Origin of the sequence: Oceanimonas sp. GK1 (assembly GCF_000243075.1) — a bacterium.
GTDB lineage: Bacteria > Pseudomonadota > Gammaproteobacteria > Enterobacterales > Aeromonadaceae > Oceanimonas.
The window spans coordinates 1122056-1139403 of record NC_016745.1 but is presented as its reverse complement, the minus strand read 5'-3'; the positions used below and the strand labels follow the sequence as shown (position 1 = coordinate 1139403).

Here is a 17348-nt window from a genome sequence, read left to right as displayed (position 1 = left end):
CCGGCCTTGAGCCGGAGTCCAAGGCGGTATGCAGGACCACCCTAAAAAGATGCCGGCTCAAGGCCGGCATGACGAACAGGGTTATGGCGCGTTCAGCTTCTCAAGAGATCACTTGTCGTCCTTGCGCTCGGCTTCGCCTTCAAAGGTCACGCCTTTTCTGCTCTGCTCGTCGTCGTTCACCCGGGTTTCGCTATGGTAGTAATATTCGGCGCTGAAGGTATGACCCTTGGTGCCCCGAACATGGGCACGGCCGAGAAAGCGCTCCGCCAGGGCGGTGCGCACCGGCGGCAACAGCAACAGTACACCGGCAAAGTCGGTGACAAAGCCCGGCAACAGCAACAGCACGCCGCTCAGCGCCAGCATCATGCCCGACACCATTTCCCGGGCCGGGGTTTCACCCCGGTTGATTTTGGCCTGGGCCTCCATCAGGGTCTGCAGCCCCTGAATGCGCACCAGGCTAATGCCGATGATCGCGGTCAGCATGATCAGTGCAATGGTACTCCAGGCACCAATGGCCGAGCCCACTTCGATCAACACGAAGATCTCCAGCAAACCGGCACCAATGAAAAACAACAGTATTCTGCCCACAATCACCTCTTTTTGCCGTTTCACGGCTTACAATGGGGTCAAACCGATAACGTGGGGGCGCACCATGGCATTTTCAAATGTCATTGTGTGCTCCACGACTCAGGGAGACATTGATGAAACCTGCTCTGCTGACCGCGGCCCTGATCGGCCTGCTGCTGATGCTGGCTCCGTTTGTACTGGAATGGTCCGCTCCGTCGCCACCACCCGGCAACCGGGTGCTGCCGGTGGAGCAGGCCTTTGTGATCAGTCACCGCCGCGACGGCAACGCCGTCCGGGTCGATATCACCATCGCTCCCGATGCCTACCTGTACCGGCACACGCTCTCGGCCGACGGCCAGGGCGTTGAGCTGGGGCACTGGCAGCCTCCGGCAGGCGAGCCCCATGAAGACGAATATTTTGGCAAGAGCGAAATCTACCGAAGGCAGCTCACCCTGAGCCTGCCGGTGGCCTCGGCCACCTCAGGCGGCCATATCATGCTGCACTATCAAGGCTGCACCACCGGTCTTTGCTACCCCCCCCAACAGCGTGTGCTTGCGCTGAACTGAGTCACTCCAGCAAATAGTCGACACTGGTCACCACCCGCACCAGCTTGATCTCGGGGGTATAGGCATCCAGGTCGGCGATGGAAAAATACCCCTGCTGGGCCGCACGAATGCCGCCCACCTCGGCGCCGGCATCATTGGCAAACTGACGGGCCGCCTCTCGCGCATTGGCGGTGGCCTGGGCAATCATGTCGGGCTTGATGTCGTTGAGGCCGGTAAATACATACTGGGTCTTGTGCTCATAGCTCTGGGTCAGCAGCACCCCCTGACTGACCAGCCCGGCCACCGCCGGCTGGGTGTTTTTCACTTCTTGCACCTTGTTGCTGCGCATCAGCACCACCGCATCGGCCCGGTAACGCTGGGGCGCGCGCTGTTCACCATACTGGCTGGCCCAGACGTCCTGTACCGCCGGAGCAGAGAAGCTCAGCTCGGTCTGCTCAAAGCCGTGCCGCTGCAAAAAGGCGGTGATCCTGGCGCGGTTCCGATCAATGGCGTCATACAACGCTTCCAGGCTGTCGGCCGACACCGAGAAACTGAGCGGCCACAACACCAGATCCGCCTGCACTTCCCGCTCGGCCAGGCCCTTGACCGAGACCACCCGGTCCGCCTGTTTCCAGATGCGCACCGCGTCCTTGAGATAGCTGCCACCCCAGATAAGCCCGAGGGCAATTAGCCCACCCAGCAACGCCGCCGGCCCTGTTCCGTTTGCTTTCATGATAAACCCCGTTAGGATTTGCCGATGTTCGAGTTTCGATTGTAAACCATGCCATGAATTCCACCGCCCTTGAGGCCCCCTGGTACCTCTATCTACTGCGCTGCCGGGATGGCAGCTTCTATGGTGGCATCAGCCTGGATCCGTTGCGCCGCTGCCACGAGCACAATCAAGTGCCACGGCTCGCTTCCCGCTACGTGTGGTCGCGCCGTCCCGCCACCCTGGTGTGGCAGCAGCCGGTCACCGACAGATCCACGGCGCTGCGGCTGGAATACCGGCTCAAGCGCCTGTCCAGAAAACAAAAAGAGCAGTTGCTGCACGCCCCCTCGGAGTGGCAACAACTGCTCCTGGACAGGAACGCCTGAAGGGCGCCCTCGGTGTCTTGCTTATTCGGTGCCGGCTTCGTCCGGTGAGGCGGCCACGGCTTCCTGGGCGTCGGCGGCCTTTTCAATGTCCAGCAGCTCAACGTCAAAGATCAGCACCGCATTGCCGGGAATGGAGCCGGCACCGGTCTCACCGTAGGCCAGCGCCGACGGAATATAGAACTTGTACTTGGCGCCCACCGGCATCAGCTGCACGCCTTCGGTCCAGCCCGGGATCACCTGGTTGAGCGGGAAGCTCGCCGGCTCGCCGCGCTCGACCGAGCTGTCGAACTGGGTGCCGTCCACCAGGGTGCCGGTATAATGCACGGTCACCACGTCTTCCGCCGCCGGCTTGTCTCCCTCGCCTTCGGTCAGCACTTCGTACTGCAGGCCGGACTCGGTGACCTGCACGCCGTCACGCTTGGCGTTTTCCTTCAGAAACTCCTCGCCTTCCTTCAGGGTGGCGGCGGCTTCTTCCTTGTTCTTGGCTTCGATCAGCTCGTTGATGTGGGTGTCGTAGGCCATCAGTGCCTGCTGCACTTCCTCGTCGGTCATTTGGCCCTCGGCACCAAACCCGTCCTTCACCCCCTGCAGAATGACCTCGTCATTCAGGGTCACGCCCAGTTCCTGCTGCTTTTCCAGGGTAGAGCCGATATAGCGCCCCATGGACAGGCCGATGGCGTAAGCGGACTTGTCCTCGAAACTGTTCAGCGCCACCGCGTTTTCGGCGGCCGGGGCGGTCGAGGCCGCCTGCTCTTCCTTACAACCACTCAACCCCGCCATCACGGCGGCGGCCAGCAAGCTGACCTGTAACAGTTTTTTCATTATCAACTCCGAGTCGGGTGCACAGACACCTTGGAAAATGAGAGACTTATACTCAGGGATTTATACTAACCTTGCAACTTGCCCATGCGAAACCCCTTCTTGGTAAAAACCCGTGCCGGCCTGGCCGGCGCGGCAGGACTTGTCCTTTTGCTGCTGGCCGGCTGTGACCGCAGTGCTCCCCCCCTCGCCCGGCAACCCCTGGCCGAGGGCAGCGTGCTGGCGGTAGAGTCTACCGCGGATGGCCGCTTTACCTTGGTGGCCACCGGCAGCGGCCCGGTACAGGTCTGGCAGCAGGGCGACGCCGCGCCCCTGTATCAATGGCATCAGGGCGAGGAAACCACGCCCGTGGTGCTGCTGGCCGCCGGCCCCAGCGGCCTGGCCGCAGCCACCGCCACCGAGTACACGGTGGCGGTGTGGTCGCTGGCAAGCGGACAGAACCTCGGCTTTTACCGGCTGGAACAGCCCCTGCGCGCCCTGGCCCTGGCCAGCGACGGCCGCGCCCTGCTGCTGGGTTACCAAAGTGGCGAGGTGGAATTTGTAAACCTGAGCAGCGGTCGCCGGCTGCAGTTTCTGGGGCATCAGGATCGCATCAACAGCCTGGATCTGTCCGCCAACGGCCGCTACGCCCTGAGCGCCAGCCACGATGGCGAGGTGATGCTGTGGCAAACCGCGGATGCCGGCATTCTGGCGCGCTGGCGCCATGAGCACAGCGTGAACCTGGTGCGGCTGGATCAGGGGGGCCGCTACGCCTTCAGCGCCGATGCCCAGGGCCGGGGGGACATTCACCGCCTGCCCGGCGGTGAGCTGCAGGCCCGGCTGCAGGTGCCCGCCCGGGGCCAGACTTTTGTCAGCGCCCGCTTCAATGTGGAGCAGGGGCAACTGGCCACCGGCGGCACGGCCCGCCGGCTGGATCTGTGGCGGCTCAGCGACGGCGTTCACCTTCACCACTGGCAAGTGGGCCTGCACACTCACCTGAGGCCCGCCAGCGCCATGGTGTATAGTGTCGCCTTTACCGGCCCTAACCGGCTTTACAGCGTCAGCTCCGCCGGCCTGGGCGAAACCTGGCCGTTAACCCACAGAGACCCTAATGATGAATGACGAACTGCTGCACCGGCTGGAGCAACTGGAAACCCGGCTGGCCTTTCAGGATGACACCATAGAACTGCTGAATCGGGAAATCACCGCCCAGGGCGGCGAAATCGCCCGCCTCAAGCAGCAGCTCAGCCTGCTGAGCAAGAAGTTTCGGGAAATACAGCCCGGTCAGATTGCCAGCCAGGCGGAAGAAACCCCGCCGCCCCATTACTGAACGAGGGGTGAGAGGTAAGGGGTGAGGAGTGAGGAGTGAGGAGTGAGGAGTGAGGGATGAGTGGACTGGCCCGAAAAAAGTAGACACCTTCATTTAATGAGAAGGTGTTATGAAGTACAAACCCCACCGTCACTTTAGCGATGCATTCAAACGTGAGGCCGTCGAGGCCTCGCTATCCACCACAGAGACACAAGCTCAGCTTGCTGGCAGACTCGGGATCCATCCTAACCAATTGAGTCGCTGGCGCAGAGAGTGGATCATGACCAAGAAATCATCTGACAAAGCAGTTGAAAACATCGGACCAGAAAAAAGTTTGCAGGATCTGGAGCGTGAAAATGCTCGACTGAAGAAGCTGCTTGAACGAAAAGAGCTGGAGAACGAAATCCTAAAAAAGGCGCAAGAGTACTTCGCCAAGCACAGCAAGTAAGGTTTGCCTTTATCGAGGCTCACCGAAGTCAACGCTGGCGGGTCTCGATAATGTGTGAAGTACTCAATGTGTCACGAGCGGGATATTATCGTTGGCGAGCACGTCAGCATGCTCCGGGAGAACGTGTCATCAAGCGACAAACTCTGAAAACCTTCCTGCTCGAGCGAGCCAGGCAACAGAAGAATGTGCCGGGTTATCGCAAGCTGTGGCTGGAAGCACGGGATGCCGGGTTCTGCTGCGGCAAGAACCAGGTTCAGCGCTTGCTGAGAGACGCTGGTTACCATTCATGCACGGCTCTTAAAGCAGGGTATCAAAAGCCGACATCATTCTTGCCTGTGCTACCGAACTTGCTGAATCGCCGCTTCTCGGTTGGTGCGGCAAATCGAGTCTGGGTATCAGATATTACTCAAATCCGGTGCCACGAAGGCTGGCTCTACATCGCAGTAGTCCTGGACCTGGGTACACGTCGCGTGGTGAGCCGAGCCATGGGTGCCATCAATAGCGCCCAGCTGGTGCTGGAGGCCCTTGAGCAGGCATGGCAACATCAGCGGCCAGATGGGACACAGTTGTTGTTCCACTCTGACCAGGGGAGTCAGTATCGCAGCGAAGAGGTGATGAGATGGCTCACTACACGGGGAATCACCATCAGCATGTCTCGGCGAGGTAACTGCTGGGATAACGCCTGTTCGGAAAGCTTCTTCGCGCTGCTCAAGAAGGAATGGACACATCCATTAGGAATGCTCGGAAGAGACGAAATGGCAGATGAAGTCCGGTATTATACGGACGAGTATTACCCGAAAGTGCGGCGCCACATGGCGCTGGGAGGAATAACTCCCAATGCCTACGCAGCTGCCGCTTAACTTAAGTGTCTACTTTATCGGGGCCACTCCAATGAGAGCAAATTCACCTCACTCTTGCCCCCTCACTCCTCACCGACGGCCTGGCCCTTAGTGGTGATGACCGCAGCAGCCGCCTTCGTGGTCGTGATCATGGTCGTGATCGCCATGCACATGGCCGTGGGCCAGCTCTTCCTCGGTGGCTTCGCGCACCTCACGCACCACGCCCCGGAACGACAGGGTCATGCCCGCCAGCGGGTGGTTGCCGTCCACTTTCACGTATTCCTCGGCCACTTCGACGATGGTCACCGGACGATGACCGTCATCGGTTTCCGCCACGAAGGTATCGCCTTCGGACACTTCCATGCCGTCGAACAGCTCGCCGGGCACCGACTGTACCAGCGCCTCATCATAGTCACCGTAGGCCTGGTCCGGGGTCAGGGTCACGTCAAAGTCGTCACCGGCCACCTTGCCGGCCAGCTCGGCTTCCAGGCCGGTCACCAGGTAGCCGGTACCGTGCAGATACTGCAGCGGTTGCTTGTTCTCGGTGGAGTCCAGAATTTCGCCGGCGGCATTGCTGACGGTAAAGTCCAGTGTTACCACTGCGTTATCGGATACTTTCATGGGAGTTGAGCCTGATTAAAATGGTGGCTCCTAGAATACATGATGGGCCCGATGAAACGAAAGGGCGTGAAGACAAACAATGGCCCCGAAGGGCCATTTCACGGCAGAATTCAAGAAAACACAGGGAATGGAACTTGCGCTCTGCCGCCGGGCCAGTCTAGCCCGAAAGGCCAGGCGGAACCAAGCCCGAAACTGGCAAGCGGGCATAAAGCATACAAAGCGCAGGGAATAAGGCGCTACTCCGGACGAAACACGCCAATGATGTCGCCGCCAGCGGCAGATTCAACGCTCGCCTCGGCCTGGCTTTGATGGTGGCCGCAGTGCACGCACTCGACCTTCTCGACACCATGCTCCATATACAGCATCATGGTGTCCGCCGTCTGACACTTCGGGCAGACGGCGCCGGCGATAAACCGCTTTCTACGACGGGTTTCCATGGAACGGGATCCTGTACCACTAATCATGTTTAAAATTCTCCGCCAAAAACGAACCAACCACAATGACCGCAAGCGCCCATTACAGCATTCATCACCAGCTTTTCGATCTGCCTCACTTAACCCCCGGCAAGCGCCGCCGCCATATCAAGGGCACGCTGCTGCTGATGCACCGGGGCTCGGGCCTGATGCAGCTCGGCCGTCACTATTTTCCGCTGGTAGCCGGCGAAGCGGCCTTTCTGCCCGCCAACACCCTGTTTGCCTGGCATGCCCTGGCGAATTGCCGGGTCAGCCGCATCGAGCTGTCCGGCCGGCTTCCCCAGCCGGAGCAGGCCGGCCGCTTTCGGCCCACGGCACTGCTGGCGGCCATTGCCGGCAAACTGGCCGACTGGCAGGGCGAGCGGGCCTGGCAAGGGCCCCATGGCCGCCTGTGCCGGGCACTGTACGACGAGCTGCCGACGCAGCCATTGCTGCCGTTCGAATCAATGGAGGCGCTCACCGCCCGGGTGGCGGCGGATCCCGCGGGCTTTTCCCTAAGCGACGAGGAACAGCAGGCGTTCAGCAGCCGCTTTGGCTGCGACGCCGGCAGCTGGCAGCGTCAGTACGCCCTGCTGCAAATGCTGCGGGATCTGCCCAAAAGCGCGGATCCGGACCGGCTGGCCAGGGAGCATGGTTTCGCCTCCTTTCCCCAGTTTGAACAGGATTGCCGCCACTGGCTGGGAAGCCCCTGTCATACCGGGGGCAAAACCGGCTAAAATACCGCTTTTGCACCATGTCGGGTTTCTATGATCACCCTCAGCCAGATTGAATTGCTTCGGGGCGGCCGCCCCCTGTTGAAAGACGCCAGTGCCACCATTCACGGCGGCCAGAAGGTTGGCCTGGTGGGCAAGAACGGCTGCGGCAAGTCCACCCTGTTTGCCTTGCTCAAGGGCGAGCTCACCGTCGACAGCGGCCAGTTCGCCCTGCCCGCCGACTGGCAGCTGGCCAGCGTGGCCCAGGAAACCCCGGCACTGAGCTGCTCGGCCCTCGACTACGTGATTGACGGCGATCGGCAATACCGGCGCCTGTGCCAGGCCCTGGCCGAGGCCGAAGCCCGCCACGACGGCATGGCCATCGCCGAACTGCACGGCCGGCTTGAGCACCACGGCGGCTATCACATTCACGCCCGGGCCGCCGCCCTGCTGCACGGCTTAGGCTTTGCCAACGAGGCCCACGGCCGGCCGGTGAGCGACTTTTCCGGGGGCTGGCGCATGCGCCTCAACCTGGCCCAGGCACTGATCTGCCGCTCCGATCTGCTGCTGCTCGACGAGCCCACCAACCACCTGGATCTGGATGCGGTGATCTGGCTGGAGCGCTGGCTGAACAGCTACGACGGCACCCTGATTTTGATCTCCCACGACCGGGACTTTCTCGACGCCGTGGTGGGCCGCATCATTCATATCGAAAACAGCCAGCTCAACGAATACACCGGCAACTACTCGGACTTCGAGCGCATGCGCGCCGAGCAGCTGGCGCTGCAGCAGTCGATGTTTGAAAAGCAGCAGCGGGCGCTGAGCCACATGCAAAGCTACGTCGACCGCTTCCGCTACAAGGCCAGCAAGGCCAAGCAGGCCCAGAGCCGGCTCAAGGCCATGGAAAAGATGGAGCGCATTCTGCCGGCCCACGTCGACTCGCCGTTCAGTTTCCACTTTCGCCCGCCGGCCAGCCTGCCGGTACCGCTGATTGCCATGGAGAAACTGGCCGCCGGTTACGGCGACCGGGAAATCCTGTCCAACATCAAGCTCAACCTGGTGCCCGGCTCGCGCATCGGCCTGCTGGGTCGCAACGGCGCCGGCAAGTCCACCTTTATCAAGCTGCTGGCGGGCGAGCTGACGCCGCTGTCGGGCAAGCTGGAAGCCAGCAAGGGCGTGGCCCTGGGCTACTTTGCCCAGCACCAGCTGGAAAGCCTGCACCCCCAGGAGTCGGCGCTGACCCACCTGGCCCGGCTCGACCCCAGGGCCACCGAGCAAAGCCTGCGCGATTACCTGGGCGGTTTTGATTTTCACGGCGACAAGGTCAAAGAGCCGGTCGGGCCCTTCTCCGGTGGTGAAAAGGCCCGCCTGGTGCTGGCGCTGATTGTCTACCAGAAGCCCAACCTGCTGCTGCTCGATGAGCCCACCAACCACCTGGATCTGGACATGCGCGAGGCGCTGACCCTGGCGCTGCAGGAATTCGAGGGCGCCATGGTGATCGTGTCTCACGACCGCCACCTGCTGCGGGCCACCACCGACGAGTTCTACCTGGTGGACGGTGGCCGGGTGCAGCCCTTTGACGGCGATCTCGACGACTACCATCAGTGGCTGACCGAGCAGGACAAGGCCGAGCAAGCCGTCGACACCCCTTCGGCCGGGGACAACTCGGCCCAGGCGCGCAAGGCGGAAAAACGCCGCCAGGCCGAGCTGCGCCAGCAAACCCAGCCCCTGCGCAAGGCCATCAGCCAGCTGGAAAACCAAATGGAACGCTGCCAGCAGCAACTGGCCGACATCGAGCGGCAGCTGGCGGATCCGGATATTTACGCCGCCGAGCACAAGGCCCGGTTGCAGCAATTGCTGAAAGACCAAAGCCCGCTGCAGCAGCAGCTGGCCGAGGCCGAGATGGAATGGCTGGAGCTGCAGGAGCAGCTGGAAACCCTGGAGCAGCCATGATCAGCGCCGACGAACTGTGGCAGTTCAGCGAACTGCACTATGCCCGCCCCGGCGTCGCCGGGGCCTGCATCGAGCTGCAGGACGAGCATGGCGCCAACGTCAACCTGCTGTTGCTGCTGCTGTTGCTGGAAGAGCGAGGGCTGACCCTCAACATCGCGCCCTTTTTGCCGCTGCTGGAACAGCGCCGCGGCCTGTTCGAACACTGGCGGGCCCTGCGCCGGCGGCTGAAAGCGCAGCTGGAAGCCGACGACTACGCCCAGTTGTTGCAGCACGAGCTGGAGCTGGAACGCTGGCAACAGCAAGAGCTGCTGCTGGTGCTGGCCAGCCATCCCCCCCGGCCCGGCAGCGGCGCCTTGCTCACTTACCTCAATCTGCTGCCGGTGGCCGATGCGCCCCTGTGGCAACTCAAACTCGCCGGTTAAGAGACATTATCATGCTGAGTTATCGTCATGCCTTTCACGCCGGCAACCACGCCGACGTACTCAAACACGCGGTGCAGGCCTTTATTCTTGAGTCGCTGTGCGCCAAGGACAAGGGCTACAGCTATATCGACACTCACTCCGGCGCCGGCGGCTATGCCCTCAGCCACGAGTGGACCCAGAAAAAAGCGGAATACTTGGGCGGCATCGCCCGGCTGTGGCATGAGCAGGAAAAGTGGCCGTCACTGGCCGGCTATTTCGCCGCCATTCGCGCCATCAACCCCGGCAAGGATCTGGAGCACTACCCGGGCTCGCCGCTGGTGGCGGCGCATTTTCAGCGCCCCCAGGACAGGCTCACCCTGATGGAGCTGCACCACAACGAGGTGGAGCTACTGCGCCAGAACCTGACCGGTGACGGTGTGGCCATTCACCACAGAGATGGCTTTGAGGGTCTGGTGGCCCTGCTGCCCCCCACGCCCAAGCGGGGCCTGGTGCTGATTGACCCGCCCTATGAGCTGAAGGAAGACTACCAGCGGGTGGCCAACACCCTGCAAAAGGCCCACAAGCGCTGGCCCATCAGCATTTACGCGATCTGGTATCCGCTGCTGGCCAAGGCCGTGGATCGCAGCGAAGGGCTGAAACGGGCACTGGCCAGTCTCGGCTTTGAGCAGGTGCTGTGCGCCGAGCTCAGGGTACAGGCCCAGGCCGATGACTTTGGCATGCACGGCTCCGGCATGGTGGTGCTGAACCCGCCCTGGAAGCTGGATGAAAAGCTCGCCGAACTTTTGCCGGCCTTGAGCCAAACCCTGGCCCTGGATGACCAGGCCGGCTTTACCCTGGAATGGCTGAAGGGCTGACGGTGTCTGCCGTTTTTTTCCCTTTCTGTAACGCGAGGCAGTAGCAGGGTTGCGCTACGCCGACACGCTTCGAGCCCTTCCATGGGGCGCTCGGCAAATGTCATCCATGACATTTGCCGGTCGGCTTCGGCAATCCCTGCTACTGCCTCGCTTATCTGACGCCGCCTGTTAAATTTTTCAGGCGGCACAGTGACGGTAAGGAGGGAAAAGGGTGTCTGCTTCAGCGGCCCTTCGCGCCAGGGATGGCGCGACGGAGCGTACAGGGAGGTATTCACAGCGTGCCGAGGAAGCAGTGCCCTTTTCCCGCTACGCACGGCTTAACAAGCAGCCGCTTGTGCTTCCTGCTTCAGCCAGTCCCGCACCAGGGCAATGTCGTTCAGGCGGGGAGAGTCGGGCCGCCATACCAGATAGTAGCTGTGTTGGGGCGTGAGCTCGGTGGCAAAGGGCCGGCACAGCCGGCCTTGGCGCAGCAAGTCCGCCACCAGCACCGAGCGGCTGAGCGCCACCCCCTGCCCCGCCAGCACCATCTCCAGCCCCAGGTTGCCGTCGCCTACCGTGAGCTGGCGACAGTGCGGCAGTATGTCTTCGTGACCGCTCAGGGCCAGCCAGTTGGCCCAGCTGACGCCGGCGTATTCAGGCCCGGCCACCAGCGGCAGGCGGGTCAGGTCCTCCACCCGCTGCAGCCGCGCCACCAGCGCCGGGGCGCACACCGGAAAGGCGGTATCGCTCATCAGCCGTTCACTGTGCAGCCCGGCATAGTGGCCTTCGCCGTAACGAATGGCCAGATCCACTTCGCCACCGGCAAAGTCGGCCAGTTGCTGGCTGGGGTGCAGGCGCAGTTCAAGGTGGGGATGAAGCTCGGTAAAGCGCCACAGCCTGGGCATCAGCCAGCGCGCCGCCAATGAAGGCAACACGCTGAGTTGCAACGGCCCGGCGGCAGGCTGGGTCAGCCGGGCCAGGCCACGCTCCAGCTGAGCCAGCCCCTGCTCGGCAAAGGGCAGCAGCTCTCGGCCCTCAGGCGTGAGCACCATGCCGGCGCCCCGGCGAACAAACAGCCGGCAACCAAGTGACGACTCGAGGTTTCGGATCTGCTGGCTCACCGCCGCCTGGGTCACGCACAGCTCGGCGGCGGCGGCGGAATAGCCGCCATGGCGGGCCGCCACCACAAACACCCGCAGGCCGCTCAGCCGGCGGTTGGTCACAAGCCGGGGGTTCAGCACTCAGCCCTTGTTCAGCACCGGCCGGGCGTACATGGCCAGCACCCGTTCACGCAGCTCGGCGGGCACCGCGCTCATGTGCTGCTCAAAGCGCCGGCGGGCGGCACTGTCCACTTCCACGGTCTGCCCCGCCGCCAGCAGGTTGCTGGGAAACAGGTGGTAGTTGGCGTGAATTTCCCGATCCACCGCCCGGGCCAGCTCGTCGGCGTTATCGAAATCCCCGGTCATGGGCCGGCCAAAGGCCACGTGTACCCGACCCTTCTGGCCGGTAATGCCCTGCACTATGCTCTGAATGTCCTCGAACTCGCTCTTTTCATAGGCGCCTTCGGTTTCCTTGGCGTGCAGCTCCCGGGCCTTGGCGATGTCGCCGGGATCGTATTCGTAGGAAATGGACACCGGCACCAGGTTGAGGCTGCGGATATAGTCATTGAAGGGAATTTTCTGCCGCTTGCCTTCCATGTAGAACATCTTGAGGATGGCCGGATCCGTCTTGTCGTCACCGTCCTTGGCCCGGCCTTCCTTCTGGGCGATCCAGATGGAATGCTGCTCGTCGAGGGAGTGGCGCAGGTAGGCAGACAGCTCGCCAAAGGCCTTCATCATTTCCCGCGGCCCTCGGGCGGAGCGCTTGACGATAAAGCTCTTGTTGAGCTTCATCAGCTCGGTGGCACAGGGCTTGCGCAGCAGGTTGTCGCCGATGGCGATGCGCACCGTGTCCATGCCCTGGGTATACAGGCCCCAGTTAACAAAGGCCGGGTCCATGGCGATATCCCGGTGATTGGAAATAAACAGGTAACCGGTGTCGGGCCGCAGGTGCTCCAGGCCGGAATAGGTCACGCCCGCCGTGGAGCTGGCGATCATCTTTTCCATAAAGCCGGCCACTTCCATCTGTACCTGATGCACGCTGTTCACCTTGCGCCAGCGCCAGCCCAGATAAAGCCGGATCAGCCGTTTGACCAGGCCGTGACTCAGGCGGGACAAACCGGCAAAACGATAACGGGCGATGGCGCCAATAAACTCGTCGTCGGCAATCAACCGCTCAAGGGCGCCGGCGACTTCGTCATCCCGGTAGGGACGAATCTCTTTAAACAAATCTGTGTCAGAAACCATGAAAGCCTTGGATCGAGGACAAAAAACCGGCCAGATTTTACACCCTTTGCGCCCAAACTCTAACGGTTAACGGCAAATTCAGTGCCAGATCATCGCCACACAGGCGGCGGTCAGTGCGCCCATCACCCGGTTAAAGTGGCGCCAGTGGGTGTCGGTGTGCAGCCAGCGGCGCACCCGCATGCCGAGCAGGGTCCAGAGGTGGCCGGTCACCAGGCCAAAAAACAGAAAGATACCCAGCACCGCCAGTGCCGAGGGCCAGTACTGCTCGCCGGCCAGGGTAAAGCCACTGATGGCGGAAATGGCCATCAGCCAGGACTTGGGGTTGAGAAACTGGAACAGCGCCCCTTGGTACCAGCGCATGCTGCGTTCGCCGGCAGCAGGCGGCGGCGCCATGGCAATGCGCCAGGCCAGCCACAGCAGGTAGCCGCTGCCCGCCAGCTTGAGCCCCCACTGCAGTACCGGCCAGAGCTCAAACAGCCGCCCCAGCCCAAGGGCGGTAAGCAGCAACAGCCCCTGCAGGCCGAGCATGATGCCCAGCAGCAGTTTCAGGCTGGCAAGATAGCCGCTGCGGGTACCGGAACTGGCCAGCAGCATATTATTGGGGCCCGGGGTACCGCAGGCCGCCAGGGCGAAACCGGCCACCGGGCCGAGCAGGGTCATGTCCATCATGGATTGGCTCACAGGGTAACGACCGCCCTGTTTTACTCGATTTTATTTGCGCCGCCCAGTATTTTACTTTCCCCGGACGCCAGTTTGTTCCCCGGTACGGTAGCAGCGGCCGGCGATCAGGGCCCAAACCGAGCCCATTCAATCCCCTTGGCCTCATCTCAGGAGCCCCCATGATAATTCCCTTTCGTGAACTGCCCGACGCGACCCTGACCAGTCTGATCGAGCATTTCGTGCTGCAGGAAGGCACCGAATACGGCGATCAGGACGTTTCCCTTGAGCAAAAAGTATCAGAGGTAAAACAACAGCTTGAGCGGGGTGAAGCGGTCATCGTCTACAGCGAGCTGCACGACAGCGTCAACATAGTGCCGGCCGGGCGCTTCGGTCACAAACCTTGACCTGCCCCCGGGGCTCTGCGTATAAACACTCACGGTTTCATCAATTTATATAGGTTCGTCATGTCCGCCAAGCACCCCATCATAGCGGTGACCGGCTCTTCGGGTGCCGGCACATCGACCTCCACCGACGTCTTTCAGTCGATGTTCGCCCAGCTCGGGGTCAAGGCCGCCGTGCTCGAAGGGGACAGCTTTCACCGCTATACCCGCCCGGAAATGGACGTGGCCATTCGCCGGGCCCGGGAGCAGGGCCGGCACATCAGCTACTTTGGCCCCGAAGCCAACGACTTCGAGCTGCTGGAGCAGTTTTTCAAGGAATATGGCGACACCGGCACCGGCCAGTTCCGGCGCTATCTGCATACCTTTGACGAGGCAGTGCCCTTTAATCAGATGCCGGGTACCTTTACCCCCTGGCAACAGCTGCCCGATGATACCAACCTGCTGTTTTATGAAGGCCTGCACGGCGGTGTGGTGACCGGCGAGCACAATGTGGCCCAGCATGTGGACCTGCTGGTGGGCATGGTGCCCATCGTCAACCTGGAGTGGATTCAAAAGCTCATTCGCGACACCGCCGAGCGCGGCCATTCCCGGGAAGCGGTGACCGACTCCATCGTCCGCTCCATGGAAGATTACATCAACTTTATTACGCCGCAGTTTTCCCGCACCCATATCAACTTTCAGCGGGTGCCGACGGTGGACACCTCCAACCCGTTCAGCGCCAAGGTGATCCCCAGCCTGGATGAGAGCATGATGGTGATCCGCTTTCGCGGCATCAAGAACGTGGACTTCCCCTACCTGCTGGCGATGATCGACGGCTCCTTCATGTCCCGGCGCAACACCATAGTGGTGCCCGGCGGCAAGATGGGCTTTGCCATGGAGCTGATTTTACGCCCCATGCTGGAACAGTTGCTGGAAACCGGCAAAATCCGCTAAACGCAAACAGGCCCGGCGGTGCCGGGCCTGGTGATGAGCGTGTCGGCCCTTAGCCAAAGGGCTCCGGCGCCGGGGTCTGGTTGGTGGACGGCGGCAATATCGGCAGCTCGAACCGCGGCTGCTCACCGGTCAGCGATTTCAGGAAGGCGACCAGCTGGCCGATTTCCTGGTCCGAATAGACCCGTCCCAGCTGCAGCCGGCCCATGATGTCCACGGCCTCTTCCAGGGTCGCCGCCTCGCCATCGTGAAAATAGGGATAGGTCAGCTCGACGTTGCGCAGGGTCGGCACCTTGAAGGTAAAGCGATCCGCATCCCGGCCCGTGACGGCCGCCCGGCCAAGGGCCTCGGAGCCGGACTGGTAGGGCTCCACCACCCCCATTTTCTGAAAGGACGTGCCGCCCAGGTTGGGACCATTGTGGCAGGCCACACAGCCACTTTGCTTGAACAGCTGGTAACCGGCCAGGGCCTGGGCGGTCAGGGCGTCATCATCCCCCATCAGCCACTGATCGAACGGCGAGTTGGGGGTAACCAGGGTTTCCTCAAAGGCGGCGATGGCGTCGGTGACCATGTCGATGTCCAGCTCGGACTGGCCAAACACCGCCTCAAACTCGCTCACATAACCGGGAATGGACTGCAGCACCCCGATGGCCAGCTCATGGGTAAAGGCCATTTCACCCGGGTTGGCGATGGGCCCGCCCGCCTGCTCTTTGAGATCGGCGGCCCGGCCGTCCCAGAACTGGGCCAGGTTGAGGCTGGAATTCAGCACCGTGGGCGAGTTGATGGGACCCTGCTGCCAGTTATGGCCGATGGAGGTTTTGAGGTTGTCGGTGCCGCCCATCGACAGGTTGTGACAGGAGTTGCAGGAAATGAAGCCCGAGCGGGACAGCCGGGGATCAAAGAACAGCTTTTTCCCCAGCTCCGCCATGGCCGGGTCGCTCACCTCGGCGACCGGTATCGGCTGTACCGGCTCGCTGCGCAGTTCCTGGGCATGAACCACCGGGCCTGCCAACAGCAGACCGACAGCCAGGCTGGTCAGTGTCATTTTCATGTTGCTTCCTTCTGATGATGGGCGAATGACAGCCACGTGATTGTCATTGGGGTTTTGGTCCCACCCACCGTAGCAGCAAGAAAACAGACTCAATTTGACCCAGATCAGCCAGCACTCTGTTCGCGGCCGGACAAGGCCGCCAGTGCCTCAGGCTTCCCGAATATCAAAAGAGGAAGAAATCTCCACCGCCTTTTCCAGCATTTTGATCACCGAACAATATTTTTTCATGGACAATTCCACCGCCCGTGCCACCTGTTTTTCCGACAGCTCACGGCCGGTCACCACAAAATGCAGATGAATGCGGGTAAATACTCGGGGGGGATTTTCTGCCCGCTCGGCATTTAGCTCCGCCTCACAACCGGTAATGGCCTGACGTCCTTTTTCCAGAATGGACACCACATCAATGGCACTGCAGCCGCCGGCGCCCAGCAGCACGTGCTCCATTGGACTGGCACCTTGGCCCGGATTGGTACCATCCAGCACAATTTTGTGTCCAGACTCGGATACACCCTCAAAACACATTCCCTCTAGCCAGCTGATCTTGGCTTTCATAGCTCCTCCTGATGAAAAAAGCGCATATTAGCCTATTGCCTCTCGAGGCACGAGCCGGATAAAACCGGCCCGGCTCTTGATGAAGGTCTGCAAGCCTTTTATGCTAGCCGTTCACCCACGCAACTAGGTAAACGGCCGGGCTGCCACAGACCGGGCCGACTCAAGAGGAAAATGCATGGTTATCGGCAAGCCCCAAAGTGACCCGACCCTGGAATGGTTTTTGTCACATTGCCATATTCACAAATATCCTGCCAAAAGCTCGCTGATCCACGCCGGTGAAAAGGCCGAGACCCTTTATTATATCGTCAAGGGCTCGGTGGCCGTGCTGATCAAGGATGAAGACGGCAAGGAAATGATCCTGTCCTACCTTAACCAGGGTGATTTCATCGGGGAGCTGGGTCTGTTTGAAGACACCGACAACCCGGTGCGCACCGCCTGGGTGCGGGCCAAGTCCCCCTGCGAAGTGGCCGAGATTTCCTACAAGAAGTTTCGCCAGCTGATCCAGGTCAATCCGGAGATCCTGATGCGGCTGTCGGCCCAGATGGCGACCCGCCTGCAAACCACCAGCCAGAAGGTGGGCGACCTGGCGTTCCTGGACGTGACCGGCCGTATCGCCGAGACCCTGCTGAACCTGGCCCGCCAGCCCGACGCCATGACGCACCCGGACGGCATGCAGATCAAAATTACCCGCCAGGAGATCGGCCAGATCGTGGGCTGCTCCCGGGAAACCGTGGGCCGCATTCTGAAAATGCTGGAAGAGCAGAACCTGATCACCGCCCACGGCAAGACCATAGTGGTGTTTGGCACTCGCTAA

The 17348-nt window shown here is 61.5% G+C and carries 22 protein-coding genes; 12 read left to right on the top strand and 10 right to left on the bottom strand.

Annotated elements, in window-relative coordinates; all coding sequences use genetic code 11:
* Positions 1 to 108 precede the first annotated feature (108 nt).
* Positions 109 to 588, bottom strand: a complete 480-nt coding sequence (locus GU3_RS05460) for an FxsA family protein (RefSeq protein WP_041543530.1) — start codon at positions 586 to 588, stop codon at positions 109 to 111.
* 113 nt (positions 589 to 701) lie between these two features.
* On the opposite strand from GU3_RS05460, the gene GU3_RS05455 reads away from it, so the two are divergent.
* On the top strand, positions 702 to 1133 hold the full coding sequence (locus tag GU3_RS05455; RefSeq protein ID WP_014291542.1) for a protein-disulfide reductase DsbD domain-containing protein: 432 nt from the start codon (positions 702 to 704) through the stop codon (positions 1131 to 1133).
* Position 1134: 1 nt separating this feature from the next.
* On the opposite strand, the gene GU3_RS05450 is transcribed toward GU3_RS05455, so the two are convergent.
* Positions 1135 to 1845 carry an SIMPL domain-containing protein gene (locus GU3_RS05450; protein WP_041542962.1) on the bottom strand — a complete coding sequence of 237 codons (711 nt, stop codon included), beginning with the start codon at positions 1843 to 1845 and terminating at the stop codon, positions 1135 to 1137.
* Between the two features lie 53 nt (positions 1846 to 1898).
* Here GU3_RS05450 and GU3_RS05445 point away from each other — a divergent pair, with 53 nt between their 5' ends.
* Entirely contained in the window at positions 1899 to 2207 is a 309-nt protein-coding gene (locus tag GU3_RS05445; RefSeq protein WP_014291540.1) for a GIY-YIG nuclease family protein, read from the top strand.
* 21 nt (positions 2208 to 2228) lie between these two features.
* On the opposite strand, the gene fkpA is transcribed toward GU3_RS05445, so the two are convergent.
* Positions 2229 to 3029, bottom strand: coding sequence for an FKBP-type peptidyl-prolyl cis-trans isomerase (gene fkpA / locus GU3_RS05440; protein ID WP_014291539.1), 801 nt, complete (start codon positions 3027 to 3029; stop codon positions 2229 to 2231).
* A gap of 84 nt (positions 3030 to 3113) precedes the next feature.
* On the opposite strand from fkpA, the gene GU3_RS05435 reads away from it, so the two are divergent.
* From GU3_RS05435 to GU3_RS05420, 3 genes are all read left to right on the top strand, one after another.
* A complete protein-coding gene (locus tag GU3_RS05435) occupies positions 3114 to 4127 on the top strand; it encodes a WD40 repeat domain-containing protein (RefSeq protein WP_083829441.1) in 1014 nt (337 codons plus the stop codon).
* The gene (locus tag GU3_RS05430; RefSeq protein WP_014291537.1) at positions 4117 to 4335 is read left to right on the top strand and encodes a SlyX family protein; all 219 of its coding nucleotides are present in this window, start codon (positions 4117 to 4119) and stop codon (positions 4333 to 4335) included. The genes GU3_RS05435 and GU3_RS05430 overlap by 11 nt, the downstream gene beginning before the upstream one ends.
* Before the next feature lie 109 nt (positions 4336 to 4444).
* Positions 4445 to 5622, top strand: a protein-coding gene (locus tag GU3_RS05420; RefSeq protein ID WP_148265849.1) for an IS3 family transposase whose coding sequence is annotated in 2 segments (ribosomal slippage) — positions 4445 to 4736 and positions 4736 to 5622 — 1179 coding nt in all. Because the reading frame shifts where the segments join, the coding sequence is not laid out codon by codon here.
* Between the two features lie 87 nt (positions 5623 to 5709).
* Here GU3_RS05420 and slyD read toward each other — a convergent pair.
* A complete protein-coding gene (gene slyD / locus GU3_RS05415; RefSeq protein ID WP_014291536.1) occupies positions 5710 to 6222 on the bottom strand; it encodes a peptidylprolyl isomerase in 513 nt (170 codons plus the stop codon).
* A 236-nt stretch (positions 6223 to 6458) separates the two neighbouring features.
* The gene (locus GU3_RS05410; RefSeq protein ID WP_014291535.1) at positions 6459 to 6659 is read right to left on the bottom strand and encodes a YheV family putative zinc ribbon protein; all 201 of its coding nucleotides are present in this window, start codon (positions 6657 to 6659) and stop codon (positions 6459 to 6461) included.
* A gap of 62 nt (positions 6660 to 6721) precedes the next feature.
* Here GU3_RS05410 and GU3_RS05405 point away from each other — a divergent pair, with 62 nt between their 5' ends.
* From GU3_RS05405 to GU3_RS05390, 4 genes are read left to right on the top strand one after another with little or no spacing between them, the layout of a single operon-like run.
* On the top strand, positions 6722 to 7411 hold the full coding sequence (locus tag GU3_RS05405) for a hypothetical protein (protein WP_014291534.1): 690 nt from the start codon (positions 6722 to 6724) through the stop codon (positions 7409 to 7411).
* A 30-nt stretch (positions 7412 to 7441) separates the two neighbouring features.
* The gene (locus GU3_RS05400) at positions 7442 to 9340 is read left to right on the top strand and encodes an ABC transporter ATP-binding protein (RefSeq protein ID WP_014291533.1); all 1899 of its coding nucleotides are present in this window, start codon (positions 7442 to 7444) and stop codon (positions 9338 to 9340) included.
* A complete protein-coding gene (locus GU3_RS05395; RefSeq protein ID WP_014291532.1) occupies positions 9337 to 9762 on the top strand; it encodes a TIGR02444 family protein in 426 nt (141 codons plus the stop codon). Before GU3_RS05400 ends, GU3_RS05395 begins: the two co-directional genes overlap by 4 nt.
* A gap of 11 nt (positions 9763 to 9773) precedes the next feature.
* On the top strand, positions 9774 to 10616 hold the full coding sequence (locus tag GU3_RS05390; RefSeq protein ID WP_014291531.1) for a 23S rRNA (adenine(2030)-N(6))-methyltransferase RlmJ: 843 nt from the start codon (positions 9774 to 9776) through the stop codon (positions 10614 to 10616).
* Positions 10617 to 10933: 317 nt separating this feature from the next.
* Here GU3_RS05390 and GU3_RS05385 read toward each other — a convergent pair whose 3' ends face one another.
* The 3 genes from GU3_RS05385 to GU3_RS05375 all read right to left on the bottom strand — a co-directional run bounded on the left by GU3_RS05385 (position 10934) and on the right by GU3_RS05375 (position 13606).
* Positions 10934 to 11836, bottom strand: coding sequence for a LysR substrate-binding domain-containing protein (locus GU3_RS05385; protein ID WP_014291530.1), 903 nt, complete (start codon positions 11834 to 11836; stop codon positions 10934 to 10936).
* Positions 11837 to 12940 (bottom strand): 1-acyl-sn-glycerol-3-phosphate acyltransferase, encoded by a 1104-nt coding sequence (locus tag GU3_RS05380; protein WP_041542960.1) that lies wholly within the window; start codon positions 12938 to 12940, stop codon positions 11837 to 11839.
* A 78-nt stretch (positions 12941 to 13018) separates the two neighbouring features.
* Positions 13019 to 13606 (bottom strand): LysE family translocator, encoded by a 588-nt coding sequence (locus tag GU3_RS05375; protein ID WP_041543524.1) that lies wholly within the window; start codon positions 13604 to 13606, stop codon positions 13019 to 13021.
* 173 nt (positions 13607 to 13779) lie between these two features.
* Here GU3_RS05375 and GU3_RS05370 point away from each other — a divergent pair, with 173 nt between their 5' ends.
* Entirely contained in the window at positions 13780 to 14004 is a 225-nt protein-coding gene (locus tag GU3_RS05370; protein ID WP_014291527.1) for a YheU family protein, read from the top strand.
* A 60-nt stretch (positions 14005 to 14064) separates the two neighbouring features.
* A complete protein-coding gene (locus GU3_RS05365) occupies positions 14065 to 14934 on the top strand; it encodes a phosphoribulokinase (protein ID WP_014291526.1) in 870 nt (289 codons plus the stop codon).
* Positions 14935 to 14983: 49 nt separating this feature from the next.
* Here GU3_RS05365 and GU3_RS05360 read toward each other — a convergent pair whose 3' ends face one another.
* On the bottom strand, positions 14984 to 15982 hold the full coding sequence (locus GU3_RS05360) for a cytochrome-c peroxidase (protein ID WP_014291525.1): 999 nt from the start codon (positions 15980 to 15982) through the stop codon (positions 14984 to 14986).
* Positions 15983 to 16129: 147 nt separating this feature from the next.
* On the bottom strand, positions 16130 to 16534 hold the full coding sequence (locus tag GU3_RS05355) for an OsmC family protein (protein ID WP_014291524.1): 405 nt from the start codon (positions 16532 to 16534) through the stop codon (positions 16130 to 16132).
* 175 nt (positions 16535 to 16709) lie between these two features.
* Here GU3_RS05355 and crp point away from each other — a divergent pair, with 175 nt between their 5' ends.
* Positions 16710 to 17348, top strand: coding sequence for a cAMP-activated global transcriptional regulator CRP (crp, locus tag GU3_RS05350; protein ID WP_014291523.1), 639 nt, complete (start codon positions 16710 to 16712; stop codon positions 17346 to 17348).

Bases quoted from the DNA above. Each gene is read 5' to 3' on its own strand.
- fkpA (WP_014291539.1), bottom strand. From the start codon at position 3,029: ATGAAAAAACTGTTACAGGTCAGCTTGCTGGCCGCCGCCGTGATGGCG.
- slyD (WP_014291536.1), bottom strand. From the start codon at position 6,222: ATGAAAGTATCCGATAACGCAGTGGTAACACTGGACTTTACCGTCAGC.
- GU3_RS05435 (WP_083829441.1), top strand. From the start codon at position 3,114: ATGCGAAACCCCTTCTTGGTAAAAACCCGTGCCGGCCTGGCCGGCGCG.
- GU3_RS05365 (WP_014291526.1), top strand. From the start codon at position 14,065: ATGTCCGCCAAGCACCCCATCATAGCGGTGACCGGCTCTTCGGGTGCC.
- GU3_RS05370 (WP_014291527.1), top strand. From the start codon at position 13,780: ATGATAATTCCCTTTCGTGAACTGCCCGACGCGACCCTGACCAGTCTG.
- GU3_RS05380 (WP_041542960.1), bottom strand. From the start codon at position 12,940: ATGGTTTCTGACACAGATTTGTTTAAAGAGATTCGTCCCTACCGGGAT.
- GU3_RS05360 (WP_014291525.1), bottom strand. From the start codon at position 15,982: ATGAAAATGACACTGACCAGCCTGGCTGTCGGTCTGCTGTTGGCAGGC.
- crp (WP_014291523.1), top strand. From the start codon at position 16,710: ATGGTTATCGGCAAGCCCCAAAGTGACCCGACCCTGGAATGGTTTTTG.
- GU3_RS05400 (WP_014291533.1), top strand. From the start codon at position 7,442: ATGATCACCCTCAGCCAGATTGAATTGCTTCGGGGCGGCCGCCCCCTG.
- GU3_RS05395 (WP_014291532.1), top strand. From the start codon at position 9,337: ATGATCAGCGCCGACGAACTGTGGCAGTTCAGCGAACTGCACTATGCC.
- GU3_RS05375 (WP_041543524.1), bottom strand. From the start codon at position 13,606: ATGGACATGACCCTGCTCGGCCCGGTGGCCGGTTTCGCCCTGGCGGCC.
- GU3_RS05410 (WP_014291535.1), bottom strand. From the start codon at position 6,659: ATGGAAACCCGTCGTAGAAAGCGGTTTATCGCCGGCGCCGTCTGCCCG.
- GU3_RS05455 (WP_014291542.1), top strand. From the start codon at position 702: ATGAAACCTGCTCTGCTGACCGCGGCCCTGATCGGCCTGCTGCTGATG.
- GU3_RS05450 (WP_041542962.1), bottom strand. From the start codon at position 1,845: ATGAAAGCAAACGGAACAGGGCCGGCGGCGTTGCTGGGTGGGCTAATT.
- GU3_RS05355 (WP_014291524.1), bottom strand. From the start codon at position 16,534: ATGAAAGCCAAGATCAGCTGGCTAGAGGGAATGTGTTTTGAGGGTGTA.
- GU3_RS05390 (WP_014291531.1), top strand. From the start codon at position 9,774: ATGCTGAGTTATCGTCATGCCTTTCACGCCGGCAACCACGCCGACGTA.
- GU3_RS05405 (WP_014291534.1), top strand. From the start codon at position 6,722: ATGACCGCAAGCGCCCATTACAGCATTCATCACCAGCTTTTCGATCTG.
- GU3_RS05430 (WP_014291537.1), top strand. From the start codon at position 4,117: ATGATGAATGACGAACTGCTGCACCGGCTGGAGCAACTGGAAACCCGG.
- GU3_RS05445 (WP_014291540.1), top strand. From the start codon at position 1,899: ATGAATTCCACCGCCCTTGAGGCCCCCTGGTACCTCTATCTACTGCGC.